The sequence below is a fragment of the Pseudoxanthomonas daejeonensis genome (genome assembly GCF_022637495.1).
In the GTDB taxonomy this organism is placed as follows: Bacteria; Pseudomonadota; Gammaproteobacteria; order Xanthomonadales; family Xanthomonadaceae; genus Pseudoxanthomonas; species Pseudoxanthomonas daejeonensis.
The window spans coordinates 93,386-109,874 of sequence record NZ_CP093331.1 but is presented as its reverse complement, the minus strand read 5'-3'; the positions used below and the strand labels follow the sequence as shown (position 1 = coordinate 109,874).

Annotated in this window: 14 protein-coding genes; 10 read left to right on the top strand and 4 right to left on the bottom strand. The window is 68.3% G+C overall.

The genetic code is table 11. The features are described from left to right. Positions 1-120 precede the first annotated feature (120 nt). On the top strand, positions 121-486 hold the full coding sequence (locus MNQ95_RS00505) for a PadR family transcriptional regulator (protein WP_241953484.1): 366 nt from the start codon (positions 121-123) through the stop codon (positions 484-486). Continuing rightward, the gene (locus MNQ95_RS00500; RefSeq protein WP_241953483.1) at positions 483-1,424 is read left to right on the top strand and encodes a sensor domain-containing protein; all 942 of its coding nucleotides are present in this window, start codon (positions 483-485) and stop codon (positions 1,422-1,424) included. Before MNQ95_RS00505 ends, MNQ95_RS00500 begins: the two co-directional genes overlap by 4 nt. A 69-nt stretch (positions 1,425-1,493) precedes the next feature. On the opposite strand, the gene MNQ95_RS00495 is transcribed toward MNQ95_RS00500, so the two are convergent. From MNQ95_RS00495 to nfi, 4 genes are all read right to left on the bottom strand, one after another. After that, positions 1,494-2,738 (bottom strand): polyhydroxyalkanoate depolymerase, encoded by a 1,245-nt coding sequence (locus tag MNQ95_RS00495; RefSeq protein ID WP_162409198.1) that lies wholly within the window; start codon positions 2,736-2,738, stop codon positions 1,494-1,496. 157 nt (positions 2,739-2,895) lie between these two features. After that, positions 2,896-3,618, bottom strand: a complete 723-nt coding sequence (gene aqpZ / locus MNQ95_RS00490) for an aquaporin Z (RefSeq protein ID WP_162409200.1) — start codon at positions 3,616-3,618, stop codon at positions 2,896-2,898. A 152-nt stretch (positions 3,619-3,770) separates the two neighbouring features. Then, entirely contained in the window at positions 3,771-4,634 is an 864-nt protein-coding gene (locus MNQ95_RS00485) for a pirin family protein (RefSeq protein WP_162409202.1), read from the bottom strand. Positions 4,635-4,727: 93 nt separating this feature from the next. After that, complete coding sequence (gene nfi, locus MNQ95_RS00480) at positions 4,728-5,444, bottom strand: deoxyribonuclease V (RefSeq protein ID WP_162409204.1); 717 nt, start codon at positions 5,442-5,444, stop codon at positions 4,728-4,730. Between the two features lie 143 nt (positions 5,445-5,587). On the opposite strand from nfi, the gene gpmA reads away from it, so the two are divergent. The 8 genes from gpmA to MNQ95_RS00440 all read left to right on the top strand — a co-directional run bounded on the left by gpmA (position 5,588) and on the right by MNQ95_RS00440 (position 16,365). Beyond that, positions 5,588-6,337, top strand: coding sequence for a 2,3-diphosphoglycerate-dependent phosphoglycerate mutase (gene gpmA, locus MNQ95_RS00475; protein ID WP_162409206.1), 750 nt, complete (start codon positions 5,588-5,590; stop codon positions 6,335-6,337). A 275-nt stretch (positions 6,338-6,612) separates the two neighbouring features. Then, positions 6,613-8,823: a TonB-dependent siderophore receptor gene (locus MNQ95_RS00470; protein ID WP_241953482.1), complete on the top strand. Its 2,211-nt coding sequence runs from the start codon at positions 6,613-6,615 to the stop codon at positions 8,821-8,823. A 39-nt stretch (positions 8,824-8,862) separates the two neighbouring features. Then, the gene (locus tag MNQ95_RS00465; protein WP_202922834.1) at positions 8,863-9,192 is read left to right on the top strand and encodes an iron uptake protein; all 330 of its coding nucleotides are present in this window, start codon (positions 8,863-8,865) and stop codon (positions 9,190-9,192) included. A 28-nt stretch (positions 9,193-9,220) separates the two neighbouring features. Further along, positions 9,221-10,894 carry a PepSY-associated TM helix domain-containing protein gene (locus tag MNQ95_RS00460; RefSeq protein WP_162409208.1) on the top strand — a complete coding sequence of 558 codons (1,674 nt, stop codon included), beginning with the start codon at positions 9,221-9,223 and terminating at the stop codon, positions 10,892-10,894. Then, the gene (locus MNQ95_RS00455) at positions 10,887-11,216 is read left to right on the top strand and encodes a DUF3325 family protein (RefSeq protein ID WP_238390290.1); all 330 of its coding nucleotides are present in this window, start codon (positions 10,887-10,889) and stop codon (positions 11,214-11,216) included. The genes MNQ95_RS00460 and MNQ95_RS00455 overlap by 8 nt, the downstream gene beginning before the upstream one ends. Positions 11,217-11,750: 534 nt before the next feature. Beyond that, positions 11,751-13,313: a phospholipase D family protein gene (locus MNQ95_RS00450; RefSeq protein ID WP_162409212.1), complete on the top strand. Its 1,563-nt coding sequence runs from the start codon at positions 11,751-11,753 to the stop codon at positions 13,311-13,313. Between the two features lie 156 nt (positions 13,314-13,469). After that, positions 13,470-14,519 (top strand): Lnb N-terminal periplasmic domain-containing protein, encoded by a 1,050-nt coding sequence (locus MNQ95_RS00445; protein ID WP_162409214.1) that lies wholly within the window; start codon positions 13,470-13,472, stop codon positions 14,517-14,519. Positions 14,520-14,541: 22 nt separating this feature from the next. After that, entirely contained in the window at positions 14,542-16,365 is a 1,824-nt protein-coding gene (locus MNQ95_RS00440) for an SLC13 family permease (RefSeq protein WP_162409215.1), read from the top strand. The last annotated feature ends 124 nt before the right edge of the window (positions 16,366-16,489 follow it).

Below are 16,489 nucleotides of genomic sequence, written 5' to 3'. Positions count from 1 at the left end.
GCCGAAACCCGTCGGGGGCGGTGTCCACGGTCGGAATGACTAACGGCACATCCGCTATACCGAACTTGAGAATAGATTGGCCTCCAGACTAGCGAACCCAACGCTAGTGGAGCGGCCGACATGGGCGACAACGAAGCGCAGCTGAAGAAATTCCAGAAGGAACTCAGCGCCGGCACGGTCTCGCTGGCGCTGCTGGCCGTCCTGGCCCAGGCCGCCGAGCCGCTCTACGGCTACCTGATCGCCAAGCGCCTGGAGCAGGTCGGGGAGGGCGTGCTCGCCGGGAAGCAGAGCGCGCTGTATCCGGTGCTGCGCAACCTGGAAGGGGCCGGCCTGCTGGAAAGCCACGTCGAGCCGTCCGTGGCCGGTCCACCGCGCCGTTACTACCGCATCACCGGCGAGGGCCGCGAGGTCCTCCACCAATGGTCCGCCGCCTGGCGGGCCACCCGCGATTCCGTCGATTCCGTGCTGGAGGGAGTATCCGCATGAACAGCAACGCATACGCGCCGTCGGTTACGCGCCCGATGCCGACCACCATTCCCGAATACCTGGAGCAGTTGCGCGAAGCGCTCAGGGGTGCCGATCCGGCAATGGTCCAGGACGCCCTGTACGACGCCGAGGAATACCTGCGTTCAGAGCTGGCCGCCAACTCGACGGGGCGTTCGGGCCGCAGCGAGGCCGAAGTGATCGCCGCGGTCGCCGGCAGCTACGGCGCACCCGGGGAGGTCGCCGAGATCTATCGCGAAACCGAAGTGACGGTGAATCGCGCGCTGCGCCCGCCGCGTCCGCCCAAGCGCCGTTCACTGGCCGGCCGGTTCTTCGGTGTAGTCGCCGATCCGTACACCTACGGCTCGCTGTTCTACATGCTGCTGGCGATGGCGACGGGCACGTTCTACTTCAGCTGGGTGGTCACCGGCGCCAGCCTGTCGGCCGGATTGCTGATCCTGATCGTGGGCATCCCGCTGCTGCTGCTGTTCCTGATGTCGGTGCGCCTGCTGTCGCTGGTGGAAGGACGCATCGTCGAGGTGCTGCTGGGCGTGCGCATGCCGCGCAGGCCGCTGTACACGCAGCGCGACAAGCCGTGGCCGACCCGCCTGAAGGAACTGTTCACCGACTGGCGCACCTGGACGGCGATGGGCTACCTGCTGCTGATGCTGCCCCTGGGCACGGCGTACTTCAGCATCGCCGTTACCCTGCTGGCGCTGTCGGCCGGCCTGATCGTCGCGCCAGTCGCCCTGCTGCTGGGCCATGCAGGCATGTTCTCGCTGGATGGCGTCAACATCACGCCGGACTCGCCCTGGCTGTGGCCGGTGTGCCTGGTGGTCGGCGTGCTGCTGCTGTTCGCGACCCTGCACCTGGCGCGGATCGTCGGCCGATTCCACGGCTGGCTGGCCAAGCAGCTGCTGGTGCGTGACCCGGTGGTCTGACCGCAGGCGACATGCGGCAGAAAGCGAAAGCCCCGCGGAAGCGGGGCTTTCGTCGTTACTGGCGTGGCTTCAGCCCGCGTACCTGGCGATGAAGTCGCGTACTTGCGGGTAGACCGTCTCCCGCCAGCGGCGACCGCTGAAGATGCCGTAATGGCCGGCCCCCTCCACGGTCAGGTGCTCCTGCCTGGTCTTCGGGATGCCGGTGCACAGGTCGTGCGCGGCCTGGGTCTGGCCGAGGCCGGAGATGTCGTCCAGCTCGCCTTCGATGGTCATCAGCGCGGTGCCCTTGATCGCCGACGGTTTCACCGGCTCGCCGTTGACCTTCCACTTGCCGCGCGGCAGCAGGAATTCCTGGAACACGGTCTTGATGGTGTCCAGGTAGTACTCGGCCGGCATGTCCAGCACCGCGTTGTATTCGTCGTAGAACTTGCGATGGCCGTCGGCGTCCTGCAGGTCGCCCTTGATCAGGTCCGAATAGAAATCCCAGTGCGACATGAAGTGGCGGCTGGGATTCATCGCCAGGAAGCCGGCGTGCTGCAGGAAGCCCGGATACACCTCGCGGCCTTCGCCCGGATAAGGCTGCGGCACGCTGTGGATCACGTTGTTCTCGAACCACGAAAGCGGATTGCGCGTGGCCAGGCTGTTGACCGCGGTCGGGCTGCGCTGCGCGTCGATCGGGCCGCCCATCATCACCAGCGAACGCGGCACCGGCTCGCCGCGCGCGGCCATCAGCGAGACCGCGGCCAGCACGGGCACGGTCGGCTGGCAGACGCTGATCACGTGGAGGTCGGTGGCGCCGATGTGGCGGATGAAATCCTCGACGTAGGCGACATAGTCGTCCAGGCCGAAGGCGCCGTCCTCGACCGGGACCATGCGTGCGTCGATCCAGTCGGTCACGTAGACCTTGTGGTCGCGCAGCAGGGTGCGCACCGTGTCGCGCAGCAGGGTGGCGTGATGGCCGGACAACGGCGCAACCACCAGCACGACCGGGTCGTCCTTCAGCGCGGCGATGGTCGGGGCGTCGTCGCTGTAGCGCTTGAAGCGCACCAGCCGGCAGAACGGCTTGCGCACCACTTCCTGTTCCAGCACCGGGACCTTGTGGCCCTCGACTTCGACCTCGTGGATGTTCCACGGAGGCTTCTCGTAATCCTTGCCGAGGCGATGCACCAGCTCGTTGCCGGCGGCGATGCGCTCGGCCCCGGGCAGGCCCGACGCCCAGCTGGAAGGGTTGGAGAAGATCCGCGAATTGGCTTCGGCCAGATGGACCCAGGGGGCCATCATTGCGCGGTTGAGTTCGTGTAGTTGATAGAGCATGGAATGGCCACGCTTCCGGCTGGGGTGCTGCATCGCACAATGCTAACCGGATTCGTGCGTTTGCGGCAGCCGCGCCGCCTGCCCGGCGTGGCGGGCCTTCATGAACATGATCCGGGCCACCATGCGGCAGCCCGGCCATGCCAATCAATGACTTGCGTTACTCGTTATTCGGGCGCAGCCAAGCGTAGATGATCCCGCCCAGGGCGCCGCCGATCAGCGGTGCCAGCCAGAACAGCCACAGCTGGCCCATCGCCCCGGAACCGGCGAACACCGCAACGCCGGTGGAACGGGCCGGATTCACCGAGGTGTTGGTGACCGGGATGCTGATCAGGTGGATCAGGGTCAGGGCCAGGCCGATGGCGATGGGGGCGAAGCCAGCGGCAGCCTTGTTGTGGGTGGCGCCCATGATCACCACCAGGAAGAACGCGGTCAGGACCACCTCGCACAGGAACGCCGCACCGAGCGTGTAGCCGCCTGGCGAGAGGACGCCATAGCCGTTGCTGGCGAAGGTGCCGGCCGCGCTGGGGTCGATGGTGAAGCCGCCGCCCCCCTTTGCGATCTGCAGCAGGATGAAGCCGGCCATGATGGCACCCGCCACCTGGGCCAGGATGTAGGGCAGCAGGTCCTTGGCGCCGAAGCGGCCACCGGCCCACAGCCCCAGGCTTACCGCCGGATTGAAGTGCCCGCCCGAGATGTGCCCGAACGCGAAGGCGCCGGTCAGCACGGTCAAGCCGAACGCCAGCGCCACGCCCAGGAAGCCGATTCCCAGTGGATTGCCGTCGCCGCCGAAATTGGCCGCCAGCACCGCACTGCCGCAACCGCCCAGCACCAGCCACAGCGTGCCGAGGAATTCGGCCGCCAAGCGTTTCGTGAGAGTCATCGTCGTCCCCAGTCGGATGTGCCCGGAGCGGGCAGGCCGAGCCTACGCCTCTCAGGCGGGCGCGGCGTTGGAATCCGGTTAAATCATCGTGGCCATGCGGCAGGAGGCGACGACCGGCGATGCGCCGGGCGGGACCGCACGGAGCCGCCGCCTCAGCGCTGTGGCAGCGGGATGAATTCGTCGTCGCCCTCGATCCGGCCGAAGCGGCCTTCCAGCCAGTCCAGCTTGGCCTGTTCGATCCTGTCCTTGGAGCTGGAGACGAAGTTCCACCAGAGGTGGCGGTGGCCGTCGAGCGGCTCGCCGCCGAGCAGCATCGCCTTGAGCGGGGTCTTGGCGCGCAGCTTGGGCCGCGTGCCGCGGTCGGGGATGACCAGGTGTCGGGCGGGGATATCCACCCCGTCCAGCTGGGCTTCGCCTTCGAGGATGTAGAGCGCGCGTTCGACATGCGCGTCGTCCAACACGAGTTCGGCATCCGCGGCCAGGTCCAGGGCCACGTTGAGCGTGTCGGCGAAGACCTTCACCGGTGATTCCTCGCCGTAACTGCGCCCGGCGATCACCCGCAGCCAGACGCCATCGCGGTGCTGCTGCGGCAGGGTTGCGGCGGGGTGGTGGTAGAACGCCGGGTCGGTCTCCTCGTGTGCCTTCGGCAGTGCGACCCAGGTCTGCATCCCGTGCGCCTGGCTGCCGGTCGCGCGCTCGGGGCCGGGCGTGCGTTCGGAGTGGGCGATGCCGCGGCCGGCGGTCATCCAGTTCACGTCACCCGGGCGGATCACCTGTTCGGAGCCGAGCGTGTCGCGGTGGTTGATCGCGCCGGACCAGAGGAAGGTCACCGTGGCCAGGCCGATGTGCGGATGCGGGCGCACGTCGAGCCCGCGCCCACCTTCGAACACCACCGGCCCCATGTGGTCGACGAACACGAAGGGCCCGACGCTGCGCGCCTGGATCGAGGGCACCGCACGACGGACGATGAAGCCGTCGCCCAGGTCGTGCACGCGCGGTTCGATGATCGTGGTCATGGCGGACTCCGTCGGGGACGACGCGAGGATGGCACAGGCCCGCCACCATGGCATCGCATGGCAGTGCGACGGAGTGTTGCGGCCCGGGCTGCGTTATCGCGGGAGTGTCGATGAGCGACCGGCTTCGCGTCGCGAGGCGAGCCGGTCGGCCAGTCGCGTCGGTTCCGGCAGGCGGTAGCCGGCGAGGAAGCGCACCACCAGCTCGGCCGCCGTCGTCAGGGAAACGCGATGGCCGGGCGAGACGATCAGCGGGTTGCAGCGCAGCTTGCTGCGCAGCGCGAAGCCGACCAGCTCACCCCGATGCGTGATCGGGCTGCGATCGCCGCGCGCCGGGCCGGGCGCGTCGAAATCGCCCACCAGCACACTCTTGGCCACCCCCAGGCTTGGCAGTCCGGTGGCCACGCCGAAATGGGCCGCGATGCCGAGGCGACGCGGATGTGCGATCCCCTGTCCATCGACCATGGCCAGGTCCGGCGGTTGCGACAGCATCTCCAGCGCCAGCAGCAGCGCCGGCAGCTCCCGGAAGCTGAGCAGTCCTGGCACGTAGGGCATCGCGGTCGGCAGCCGCGCCACATGCGATTCCAGCGTCTGCAGGCTCTCCGCATCCAGCAGCACGACGGCAGCGCGGGTGATGTCGCCCTGGTCTTCGAATCCGACGTCGAAACCGGCCACGGTGCGCAAAGGCCGCGGGAAGACATCCTCCAGCACCACTTGCGCGGCCAGCTGCGCCTGCAGCGTGCGTGCACCGGCGACGCTGCCGTCCCAACCGGGAAAGGCTTCGAAACCATGCGTCGAGGAAGGGGCCACCATGGATCGAGTATGCAGGGGCGACCCGTGAAGCCGTGGCGAGGTTCCGCGCCGAGCTGGTTGCGACCACAACCATCCGCCGCCGCGACGGAGCCTGCCGCTACAATCGGAGTTCCCAACCCGCGCACGTACCGGAGATTCCCCCAGTGACCCGCAAGCTCGTCCTGCTGCGCCACGGCCAGAGCCAGTGGAACCTCGAGAACCGCTTCACCGGCTGGGTCGACGTCGACCTGACCGAGCAGGGCCGCGCCGAAGCCGCCGCCGGAGGCAAGGTGATGCGCGAGGAAGGCCTGCGTTTCGACGTGGCCTACACCTCCACGCTCAAGCGCGCGATCCGCACGCTCAACCTGGCGCTGGGCGAGCTGGACCAGGACTGGCTTCCGGTGCACAAGAGCTGGCGCCTCAACGAGCGCCACTATGGCGCGCTGCAAGGCCTGGACAAGGCGGAGACCGCGGCCAAGCACGGCGAAGAACAGGTCAAGATCTGGCGTCGTTCCTACGACATCCCGCCGCCGCCGATGTCGCTGGAGGATCCGGGCCATCCGGCCAACGATACGCGCTACGCCGGGCTGGACCGCAATGCACTGCCGGCGACCGAATCGCTGGCCACGACCCTGGACCGCGTGCTGCCGTACTGGCATGACGCGATCGCGCCGTCGCTCAAGGCCGGCAAGACCGTGCTGGTGGCCGCGCACGGCAACTCGTTGCGCGCCCTGTACAAGTACCTCAACGATGTTTCGAAGGAAGAAATCCTCGAGCTGAACATCCCCACCGGCATCCCGCTGCTGTTCGAGCTGGACGACGAGTTGCGCGTGCAGTCGTACCGCTACCTGGGGGATCCGGAAGCGGCCCGGCGCGCCGCCGAGGCGGTGGCCAACCAGGGCAAGGCGAAGTAGGGGACTGTTCCCGCCCGCCGACCCGCAGCAGACACCCGGCCCAGGCCGGGTGTCTGCGTTTGGGGGCACCAAACAGTGCATCCCGCCTTGTAAAATGAGATTGATTCGCATTTAATGTGCCGGAACTTCCGTCCGGCCTGCCTTTGCTGGGTCGCCAGGCGAAGACTCAGCGGTGGTGGCCCTTATGGCAGGGCGCCGCCGCGCGCGAGGTGGGCGAAGCGGTTCACCTCGATTCGTTTGCCCACTCTCTTCTAACGACAAGGCAGTTTCCCCCGATGCGTCCGATCCGTTCCTCCCGCCAGGCCAGCCCCCGTCGTCCCGCGTTCCGCTCCCCGGCCAGCAGCAGCCTGCCGCTGGCGATCGCGATTGCCCTGGCCTGCATGTCCGGAACGGCCGTGGCGGCTGCGCAGGAATCTGCGGCGGGCGGCACGTCCGGGAGCGACACCTCCACCACCGAGCTGGACGCGATCCTGGTCGTCGGTCAGCGCGCCAGCCGCGTCAGCAATGGCGCGACCAACCTGGACCTGGACATCAAGGAAACCCCGCAGTCGATCAGCGTGGTGACCAGTGAACAGATGAGCCTGTTCGGCGCGAACAGCGTCAACGATGCGCTGCGCCTGGCGACCGGCGTGCGCGTGGACGAGTGGGAGACCAACCGCACCAGCTACAGTGCTCGCGGCTTCGACATCCTCAACACCCAGATCGACGGCGTCGGCCTGCCCAACAGCTGGGGCATCGCCACCGGCGCGCAGGACACGTTCGGCTACGAGAAGGTGGAAGTGATCCGTGGCGCCAACGGCCTGCTGACCGGCGTGGGCAATGCTTCGGGCACGATCAACTATGTACGCAAGCGCCCGACCAACGAGGCGCAGGGAATGGTGGGCCTGAGCTACGGCTCGTGGGACACCGTGCGTGCCGAAGCCGACTATTCCACTCCGTTCACCGACGACGGCCGCTGGGCCGGGCGTATCGTGGCGGCGTACGAGGACGGAGATTCGTGGCTGCAGGCCAACCAGAACGACCGCACCTTCCTCTACGGCGTGGTCGACGGCCAGATCGGCGACAACGGCACCTTGACCGTCGGCTATTCGCACCAGCAGGCCAACTCGGTCGGCATCATGTGGGGCGCGCTGCTGTTCATGAACAGCGATGGCACCCAGAACGAATGGCCGCGCAATGCCACCACCACCCAGGATTGGACCTACTGGGATACGACCAACGAAACCGCCTTCGCTGAGTACGTCCACCAGCTGGGCGCGGACTGGCGGTTGAACGTGTCATACAACTACCGCCGTGCAAGCGGCGACGAGGACATGTTCTACGCCTACCTGGCGGATGCGGATTTCGACGGCACCCCCGAAGGCCTGGATCCGGCCACCGGCCTGGGCCTGGTCGGCTATCCGTGGAGCGGCAAGGATGAGGTGACCAGCCACCTGGGCACGATCAGCCTCAATGGCGTCTACACCATGTTCGGTCGCCAGCATGAGGCGGTGGTCGGTGTCAGCACCTCGCGCAGCACCACCGACAACTGGGAACGCAGCGCGGAATTCCCGCACCCGGCCTGGGGCCTGCTGCCACCGTTCCCGTACCCGACCGATGCCATTCCCGAGCCCGCCTGGAGCGAATTCTCGCAATCGGCGGAACTGGACCAGAGCCTCAAGCGCGTGTTCGGCGCCACCCGGATCGCCGTGACCGACCGCTTCAAGGCGATCATCGGCGCCAACTACGCCGAATACCGCCGCGAGGGTGTTTCCTATGGCGTGGATTTCGATGACACCACCAGCCATACCAGCCCCTACGCCGGCCTGACTTTCGACTTCACCGACCGCGTGCTCGGCTACGTCAGCTATTCGGATATCTACCAACCGCAGGACCAGGCCGATGCCAACGACCGCCTGCTGGGCCCCAGCAAGGGCGTGAACTACGAGGCTGGCGTCAAGGCCGAGTGGCTGGACGGGCGCCTGCTGACCACCGTGGCGGTGTTCAAGGCCGACCAGCAGGGCCTGGCCACGCCTACGGGTGAATACAACGAGTTTGGCCAGACCATCTACGCGCCGGTCGACGTGAAGTCCAAGGGCGTGGAGCTCGAGGCCACCGGCCAGCTGAGCGACAATGTCGACCTGGTAGTGGGATACACCGCGCTGGAGATGGATGGCCTCAATGGCGATGACACCTATCCGTGGGTGCCGCGCCGCAGCGCCAACCTGATCCTGAGCGCGCGCGCGCCCGGCTATGCGGCGCTGTCATACGGCCTCGGCGGGCGCTGGCAGAGCGGGATTTCCAACACCGAGAGCAGTGGCTTCACCGTGCGCCAGGGTAGCTACGCAGTGCTCAACGCTTTCATGGGCTGGGACTTCGTCGAGAACGCGACCGTGCGCTTGAACGTCAACAACGTGTTCAACGAGAAGTACATCAACACCCTGCGCTACAGCGGCTATTACGGCGCGCCGAGCAACTACACCCTGACCGTCAACTGGCGGTTCTGAACGATCGCATCCGCCACGAAGAGACAGTAGCCTGACGCCATGTCCACGCCATCCTCCCTGATCGATTCCGGACCGGCCACGGTCCGCGCCCCGCGGTTGCGCATCGCCGCACGCGTGGGCGCGGCGGTGCTCGGCGGGTACGCTTTCACCTGGGGGCTGGTCGCCTTGGCCACCGCGCTGCTGTTCAAGGCCGGCATGGGCTTCCACGATGCCGAGTTCCTGGCCAGCGCGGTCGGGCTGCTCGTGTTCCTGGTCGCATTGCTGTGGACGATCGCCTGCCGCCGGGTCGCGCTGGCGTGGCTGGTGCTGGCCGGCGGCGGGGCGGCGATGGCCGCGCTGGCGTCGCTCGTGCAGAAGAGCATCGTCTGACGCCATGGCCGCTACGCAGGAATCCGTGATGACCCAGAGCTTCCGCCAGGCGATGGCCTGGCTGCATACCTGGTTCGGCCTGGTCCTGGGCTTCGTGCTCATGGCCGCGTTCTTCTTCGGCGCGCTGTCGGTGTTCGACCGGGAGATCGACCGCTGGTCGATCCCGTCCACGCGCTTCGAACCACAGCCGATGCCCTCGTACGAGGCAATCCTGCGGCCCGCGTTCGAGCGCATGCAGCCGTTGCCGGCAGCGGTGGCGGCGATGGCCCCGCGGGTCGAAGGACCGATGCCGCAGCGCTTCGACATGGTCGGCAGCTGGAGCGCCTACACCACCCACCGCGACCCGGTGCTGGAGTTGTTCGCCGGCTACATCGTGCCCAATGCGAAAGACCCGGACGAGCAGATCTGGGCCTATGCCACCATCGATCCGCGCGACGGCACGCCGCTGCCCGACGACCGGCTCAAGGTCGGCAGCGGGTTCTTCTATCCGATGCACTACAGCCTGACCCTGGACTGGAAGAACCTCGGCTTCTGGATCGTCGGCCTGTCGGCACTGGTGATGCTGGCCGCGCTGGTCAGCGGCGTGGTCATGCACCGCAAGCTCTTCCGCGAGCTGTTCACCTTCCGCCCGGGCAAGGCGCGGTTGCGCAGCGTGCTCGACCTGCACAACCTGACCGGCGTGGTCGCGCTGCCGTTCCATTTCTTCTTCGCCTTCACCGGCCTGCTGATCTTCGCCGCGACCTACTACTTCCCGGTCGGCCACACCCAGCTGCACGACCTTCACGACCGGTATGCGCAGATCGAGGCAAGCCAGACCGGCCTGCCGCACGAGCGCGCCGGCGTGGCGGCCGGACTGGCCAACGTCGATGCGATGGTGGCCCAGGCCCAGCGACGCTGGGAGGCCAGCGGCAAGGCCGGCGACGTCGGTTTCCTGGTGCTGCAGCACGTGGGCGATGCCAACGGCTACGTCAGCGTCTATCGCGCGGGTACCGACCGCATCGCCCTGGTGGGCGACGGCATCCACTTCAAGGCCAGCACCGGCGAACTGATCCGCCAGGACCCGGCGGCCACCCCGGTCGAGAAGGTCAGCGAGTTCCTCACCGGCCTGCACCTGCAGCATTTCCGCCACTGGCTGCTTCGCTGGTTGTACGTGCTGGGTGGATTGCTGGGCGCGGTCTGCATCGCCACGGGTTTCATCTTCTTCGTGGAAAAGCGCAAGCGCCAGCACGCGCGGCAAGGCAGCCAGGGCGCGCGCATCGTCGACGCGCTGGCGGTCACCACCGTCACCGGCATGGTGCTGGCCGCACTGGCTCTCCTGGTCGCCAACCGCCTGCTTCCCGAAGACCTGCCGGCGCGTGGCGACTGGGAGCGTTACGCCTTCTGGGGCAGCTGGCTGCTGGCAATGGTCCACGCATCGGTGCGCAGTGCGCCGGTCGCACGCGGCCTGGCCAATCCGGCGTGGCGCGAACAATGCTGGGCGATCGCCGTGCTGGCGGTGGCTGCAGTGCTGCTGAACTGGATCACCACCGGTGACCACCTGCTGCGCACGCTGGCGGCCGGTTACTGGCCGGTGGCCGGTGTCGACCTGGCACTGCTCACCACCGGCGCCATCGCCGCGCTGGCGGCGCACGCCCTCGGTCGTCGGGCCCGTGCCAGCGCACCGGCGCACATGCCGGTCGCGGAGGATGCGGCACGTGCCTGAATCCGGACAATCGGCCTTGCTGCTGGCTGCTGCGCTGGCGGCGTGTGTGGCCGGCATGGGCTGGCTGGCCCTGGCCATGCCGGCGCATGCACGGCAGGTCTGGGGCAGGGCGTTGACGCCCGCCACGGTCCTGGCCTTGCGGGTACTCGGTGCGCTGGGGCTGCTGGCCGCGCTGATGCTGTGCCTGGCGGTGGACCATGCATCGATGGCGTCGCTGGTATGGGTGATGGCGATTGCTGGCGCAGCGCTGCTGGTCGCGTTCCTCCTGGCCTGGCGCGCGCACTGGCTTGGCGTGCTCGCGCCGTGGGTACGGAAGTACTAGAACGGCCCCATTGCGCCGGCGATGCCGTCGCCCGCATCCCGTAGATGCGACCCAACGAAAACACCCGGCCGAAGCCGGGTATTTCCAGTTTGCGCTGCGCGGGGTTTCAGCCCGGCATCGAGCCGCGCGTGCCCTTCTTCTCGCTCTTGTCCGCCCGCTTTTCCTTCAACGTCTTGGCAGGCTTCTTCTTCTGCTCTTTCTTCTTGTCCAGGCCCTTGGCCATTGCCGCGTCCCTCGTGGTGGTGGTGACCGGCAAAGCATGGCATGACCGGAGCGGCGAGGTGCAACCGGGCCGCCGGCCACCCGACCCGTGACTTCTGGCCTATCTCCGCCGCGCGCGCTGCACAGGGAAAAGCCCGGCCGACGCCGGGCCTTTCCGTTCAAGGGGCCTTGGGGCCCGATGTCATGCAGGCGGGTCCGATGATCGAAGCAGCCCGCCCTTGAGCGGCGGGAACGGGGGAGTCCCCACATCGCCATCGCGCCGGGCGCCTACAATCAGCGGGCCCGGCTTTCACCGGCGCGCACGGGATCGCAATGAAGAGGAAGACGTTCATGTGGATCGGCATCGTCCTGGCTGCATTCGTGGTCGCTTCGCTGCTGTCCCTGTACGCCTATGGCCGCTTCGCCGAGAGCGCGCGCGGACCGCAGGGCCATGCGCTGCCCATCGCCGGCGAGCCGACCCCGGTCGACCAGGTCGTCGCGCCGATGACTTCGGCCCACCCGGGCGAGGCAGGCCTGGTGATCCTGGCCGACAACCTGGATGCCTTCGCCATCCGCGCCGCGACCGCCCGCTCCGCCGGCCGCAGCCTGGACCTGCAGTACTACATCTGGCATCCGGACTTCACCGGCAACCTGCTCTACAGCGAGCTGCTGCGCGCGGCCGACCGGGGCGTGCGCGTGCGCCTGCTGCTGGACGACATGAACGTGCACGGCAGCCACACCGTGCTGGCGGCGCTGGACAGCCATCCTTCGATCGAGGTGCGACTGTTCAATCCCACCCGGGCGCGCGAGGGGACCGTGGCCCGTGGCATCGAGCTGCTGCTGCGCTTCTTCAGCGTCAACCGGCGCATGCACAACAAGGCCTGGATCGCCGACGGGCAGGTGGCGGTCGTGGGCGGGCGCAACGTCGGCGACGAATACTTCGATGCGGCCGCCGACGTCAATTTCATGGATACCGACGTGGCCGTGATCGGGCCGCCGGTGCGCCAGGCCGAGCAGATCTTCGATGCCTACTGGAACAGCCCGACGGCCATCCCGCTGGAAGCGCTGGCCCACGCCGAGCCGGACGCGCTGCCGCGCCTGCGCGCGAGCATCGATGCCGGGCTGGAATCGGATCGCGCAGGTCCGTACGCCGAGCGCCTGGAGCGGGCCCAGGGCGTGCGCGACCTGATCGAGGGCCGGCGCAAGCTGCACTGGACCGCCGACGCGGTGGTCGTCTCCGATCCGCCGGAGAAGGCGCAGGGTGCATCGCCGGGACCGGACTGGATGACCCCCGTGCTGCTGGAACGGGCCTCGCGCGCGCAGCACGAACTGAAGGTGATCTCGCCGTACTTCGTGCCCGGGAGCGACGGGGTGCGCTGGATCGAAGGCCTGCGCCAGCGCGGGGTGGATGTGAGCATCCTGACCAACTCGCTGGTCGCCACCGACGTGCTGGCGGTGCATGGCGGCTACGCGGGCTATCGCGCGCCCCTGCTGCGCGCCGGGGTGGAGTTGTTCGAGCTCAAGCCGCACGGCCCGCAGGGTGGCCGCAGCCTGTTCGGTTCGAGCGGCGCGAGCCTGCACACCAAGGCCTTCGTCGTCGACCACGCGCACGGGTTCATCGGTTCGTTCAACCTCGATCCGCGCTCGATGAACCTCAACACCGAGATGGGGCTGCTGTTCGACTGCCCGGACGCGGCCGCCGAACTTGAAGCGCTCTACCGGACCAAGACCTCCGCCCAGACCAGCTACCGGCTGGAGCTGGCCGACGGCGCGCTGCGCTGGCATGACGACGCGGCCAAGCCGCCGCATACCTGGGACCATGAGCCTGAATCCAGCGTGTGGAGCCGCGGCGCGGCGCGGGTCATCGGCTGGTTGCCGCTTGAGTCGCAGCTGTAGGGTCGCCCGGGTACGCCCGGCCGCGCTTGCAACTTCGCCGCAGCGCGTACAACGATAGCCGGGGCAGGCGAGGTGTCGCCGCACCGGCGCCCCCGGGCCGAAATCGCAAGCGAAACCGGCTGCCGCCCAGCGGCTGCGGACCACCGGAGGAAAGGGATGGCGAAGGCTTCCGCAGGCACGACCGGGCCATTGCCATGGCTGCATGCGCCGCGCCCGCTGCGCTGGCTGCTTGGCCTGCTGCTGACCTTGCCGCTGCTGTGGGCGGCGCTGGCGATCGGCTACGCGCCGGTGCCGGTGCCGGGTCGCTGGCTGCTCGCCGGCTTGTTCGCCGTCTTTTCGTTATGGGCCCTCTGGCGTGCGTCGCGGCGCTGGCCGGTCGTCGTCGCGGCCCTGCTGTTCGCGGCGCTGATGGTCGGCTGGAGTTTCGTGCGGCCCTCGCACGACCGGCCCTGGCGGCCGGAAATCGCGGTCATGCCGCGCATCGACGTCGATGGCGACCAGATCCGGATCAGCGGCTACCGCCACTTCGAGTACCGCACCCGCGACGAGTTCACCGGGCGCTGGGAGGAGCGGCAGCTGCGCCTGTCGGACCTGCAGGGCCTGGATTTCTTCGTCTCCTACTGGAATCCGGACGGTGCGATCGCGCACACCTTCGTCAGTTTCGATTTCGCCGGGGTGGACCCGGTCGCCATCTCCATCGAGATACGGCCGGAGGTGGGCGAGAGCTTCCACCCGGTGCAGGGGCTGTTCCGGCATTTCGAACTGGTCTACGTGGTCGGCGACGAGCGTGACATCGTCGCGGTGCGCAGCAACCACCGCGACGAGGAGGTATTCCTGTATCGCACCCGGGTTTCGGCCGAGTCGGCGCGGCGGCTGTTCCTGGTCTACGCCGAGCGGATCAACGCGCTGGCCGACGCGCCGGAGTTCTACAACGTCGTCAGCAACAACTGCACGGTCAACATCGTGCGCTACGCCAATCGCATCGGCCGCACCGGCGGCTGGGACATCCGCCACCTGCTCAATGGCTGGAGCGACCGCTACCTGTACGACGCCGGGCTGATCGACACCTCGATGCCCTTCGCCGAGCTGCGCGGACGCTCGCGGATAAACGAAATTGCCCACGGCGCCGAACGCGATCCGGCGTTCTCCCGGCGCATCCGCGAAGGCCGGCCCGTGCCGCCGGCGCTGCCGTCGCTACCCCGCTGATGTCCCCAGGCAGGCAGCGTCCGTGAATCTCGAACTGGTCCTCGTCCTCGGCCTGCTGGTGCTGGCCATCGTCCTGTTCTCGATCGGACGCCCGCGGACCGACGTGGTCGCGCTGCTGATGGTGGCGACACTGCCGTTCACCGGCGTGATCGACATCGGCGAGGCGATCGCCGGCTTCTCGGACCCGAGCATCGTCCTGATCGCTTTGCTGTTCGTGATCGGCGAAGGCCTGGTCCGCACCGGCGTGGCCCAGCGCCTGAGCGAACTGATCATCCGCGTTGCGGGCGGCAACGAAACCGTGCTTCTGGTCGCGCTGATGCTGGCGGTGGGCGCGATCGGTTCGGTGATGAGTTCCACCGGCGTGGTCGCGATCTTCATCCCGATCGTGCTGCGGATCGCGCGCAGCAGCCGGATCGCGCCGGGCCGGCTGATGATGCCGCTGAGCGTGGCCGCGCTGTGCAGCGGCATGATGACCCTGGTGGCGACCGCGCCCAACCTGGTCGTGCATGGCGAACTGTTGCGCGAAGGCTACGGCGGATTCGCCTTCCTGGATTTCCTGCCGTTCGGCGTGCCGGTGCTGGCGCTGTCGGTGCTGTACATGCTGTTTGCGCGGCGCTGGCTGCCTGGCGCCGCATCGGCCATGGTCTCGGGTGCGCCGCGGCTGGAGGACTGGATCACGGAGTACCGGCTCGATGGCCGGGCGTTCCGCGTGCGCATCGCGGCGGATTCGCCGCTGGCCGGGCAGGTGGCCTCGACCCTGGAAGGCGGCGCGCTGGCGGGCATGAACGTGCTGGCGGTCGAGCAGAGCGGCCGCTTCGGCATGCGCATGCTGGCCTCGCCGCTGGGCATGCGCATGGATCCGGGCGACGCGCTGCTGCTTGACGTGCACGATGCGGGCGTGGACGCGCAGGCCCGCTTCAGCGAACTGCGCCTGGAGCCGCTGCCGCTGGAGGGCGCGTACTTTTCCGGCTATGCCAACGACATCGGCATGGCCGAGATGATGGTCGCGGCGAACTCGCCACTGGCCGGCAACAGTGCCAGCCGTGCGCGCCTGCACGAGCGCCACGATCTCGCCCTGATCGGGCTCAAGCACGGACGTACCGCCGAGGTGCTGGGCCTGGCCGAGGAAAAGCTCGAAGTGGGCGACACCTTGCTGGTCGCTGGACCGTGGCCCGCGATCCGTGCGCTGGGTTCGGGTCCCGATGGCCTGATCCTGCTGAACCTGCCGCTGGAGGCGGAGGAAGTCGCACCGAGCGCGGCCCGCGCGCCGTTCGCGCTGGCCTGCCTGCTGTTGACCGTGGGGCTGATGGTCAGCGGGATCGTGCCGAACGTGCACGCGGCACTGATCGGCTGCCTGCTGATGGGCCTGACCGGCTGCGTGGACCTGCGCAGCGCGTACCGCTCGATCCACTGGCCGAGCCTGGTGCTGATCGTTGGCATGCTGCCGTTCTCGCTGGCATTGCAGCGCACCGGCGGCGTGGACCTGGCCGCGGACCTGCTGCTGGATTCGGTCGGCGAGGCCGGGCCGCGCGTGGTCCTGGCGGCGATCTTCGTGGTCACCGCGGTGTTCGGCATGTTCATCTCCAACACCGCCATCGCCGTGCTGATGGCGCCGGTGGCGCTGGCGGTGGCCCAGCACCTGGGCCTGTCGCCGTATCCGTTCGCGATGACGGTGGCCCTGGCCGCCTCGACCGCGTTCATGACCCCGGTGTCCTCGCCGGTGAACGCGCTGGTGGTGGGGCCGGGCGGCTACCGCTTCGTTGATTTCGTCAAGGTCGGCACGCCGCTGGCGGTACTGACCCTGCTGCTGGTCGTGCTGCTGGTGCCGTGGGTGTTCGGGATGTAGTCGGTTGCGTCTTCCGCAGGAGCGGGCATGCCGGCGTCGCTGGAATCGCGAGACCGCTGCCCGTGGCGAGGCGTCGGTGTCGCGGTCATGCCCGCTCCTACAGCACGCCGCAGTCCGACGCGGG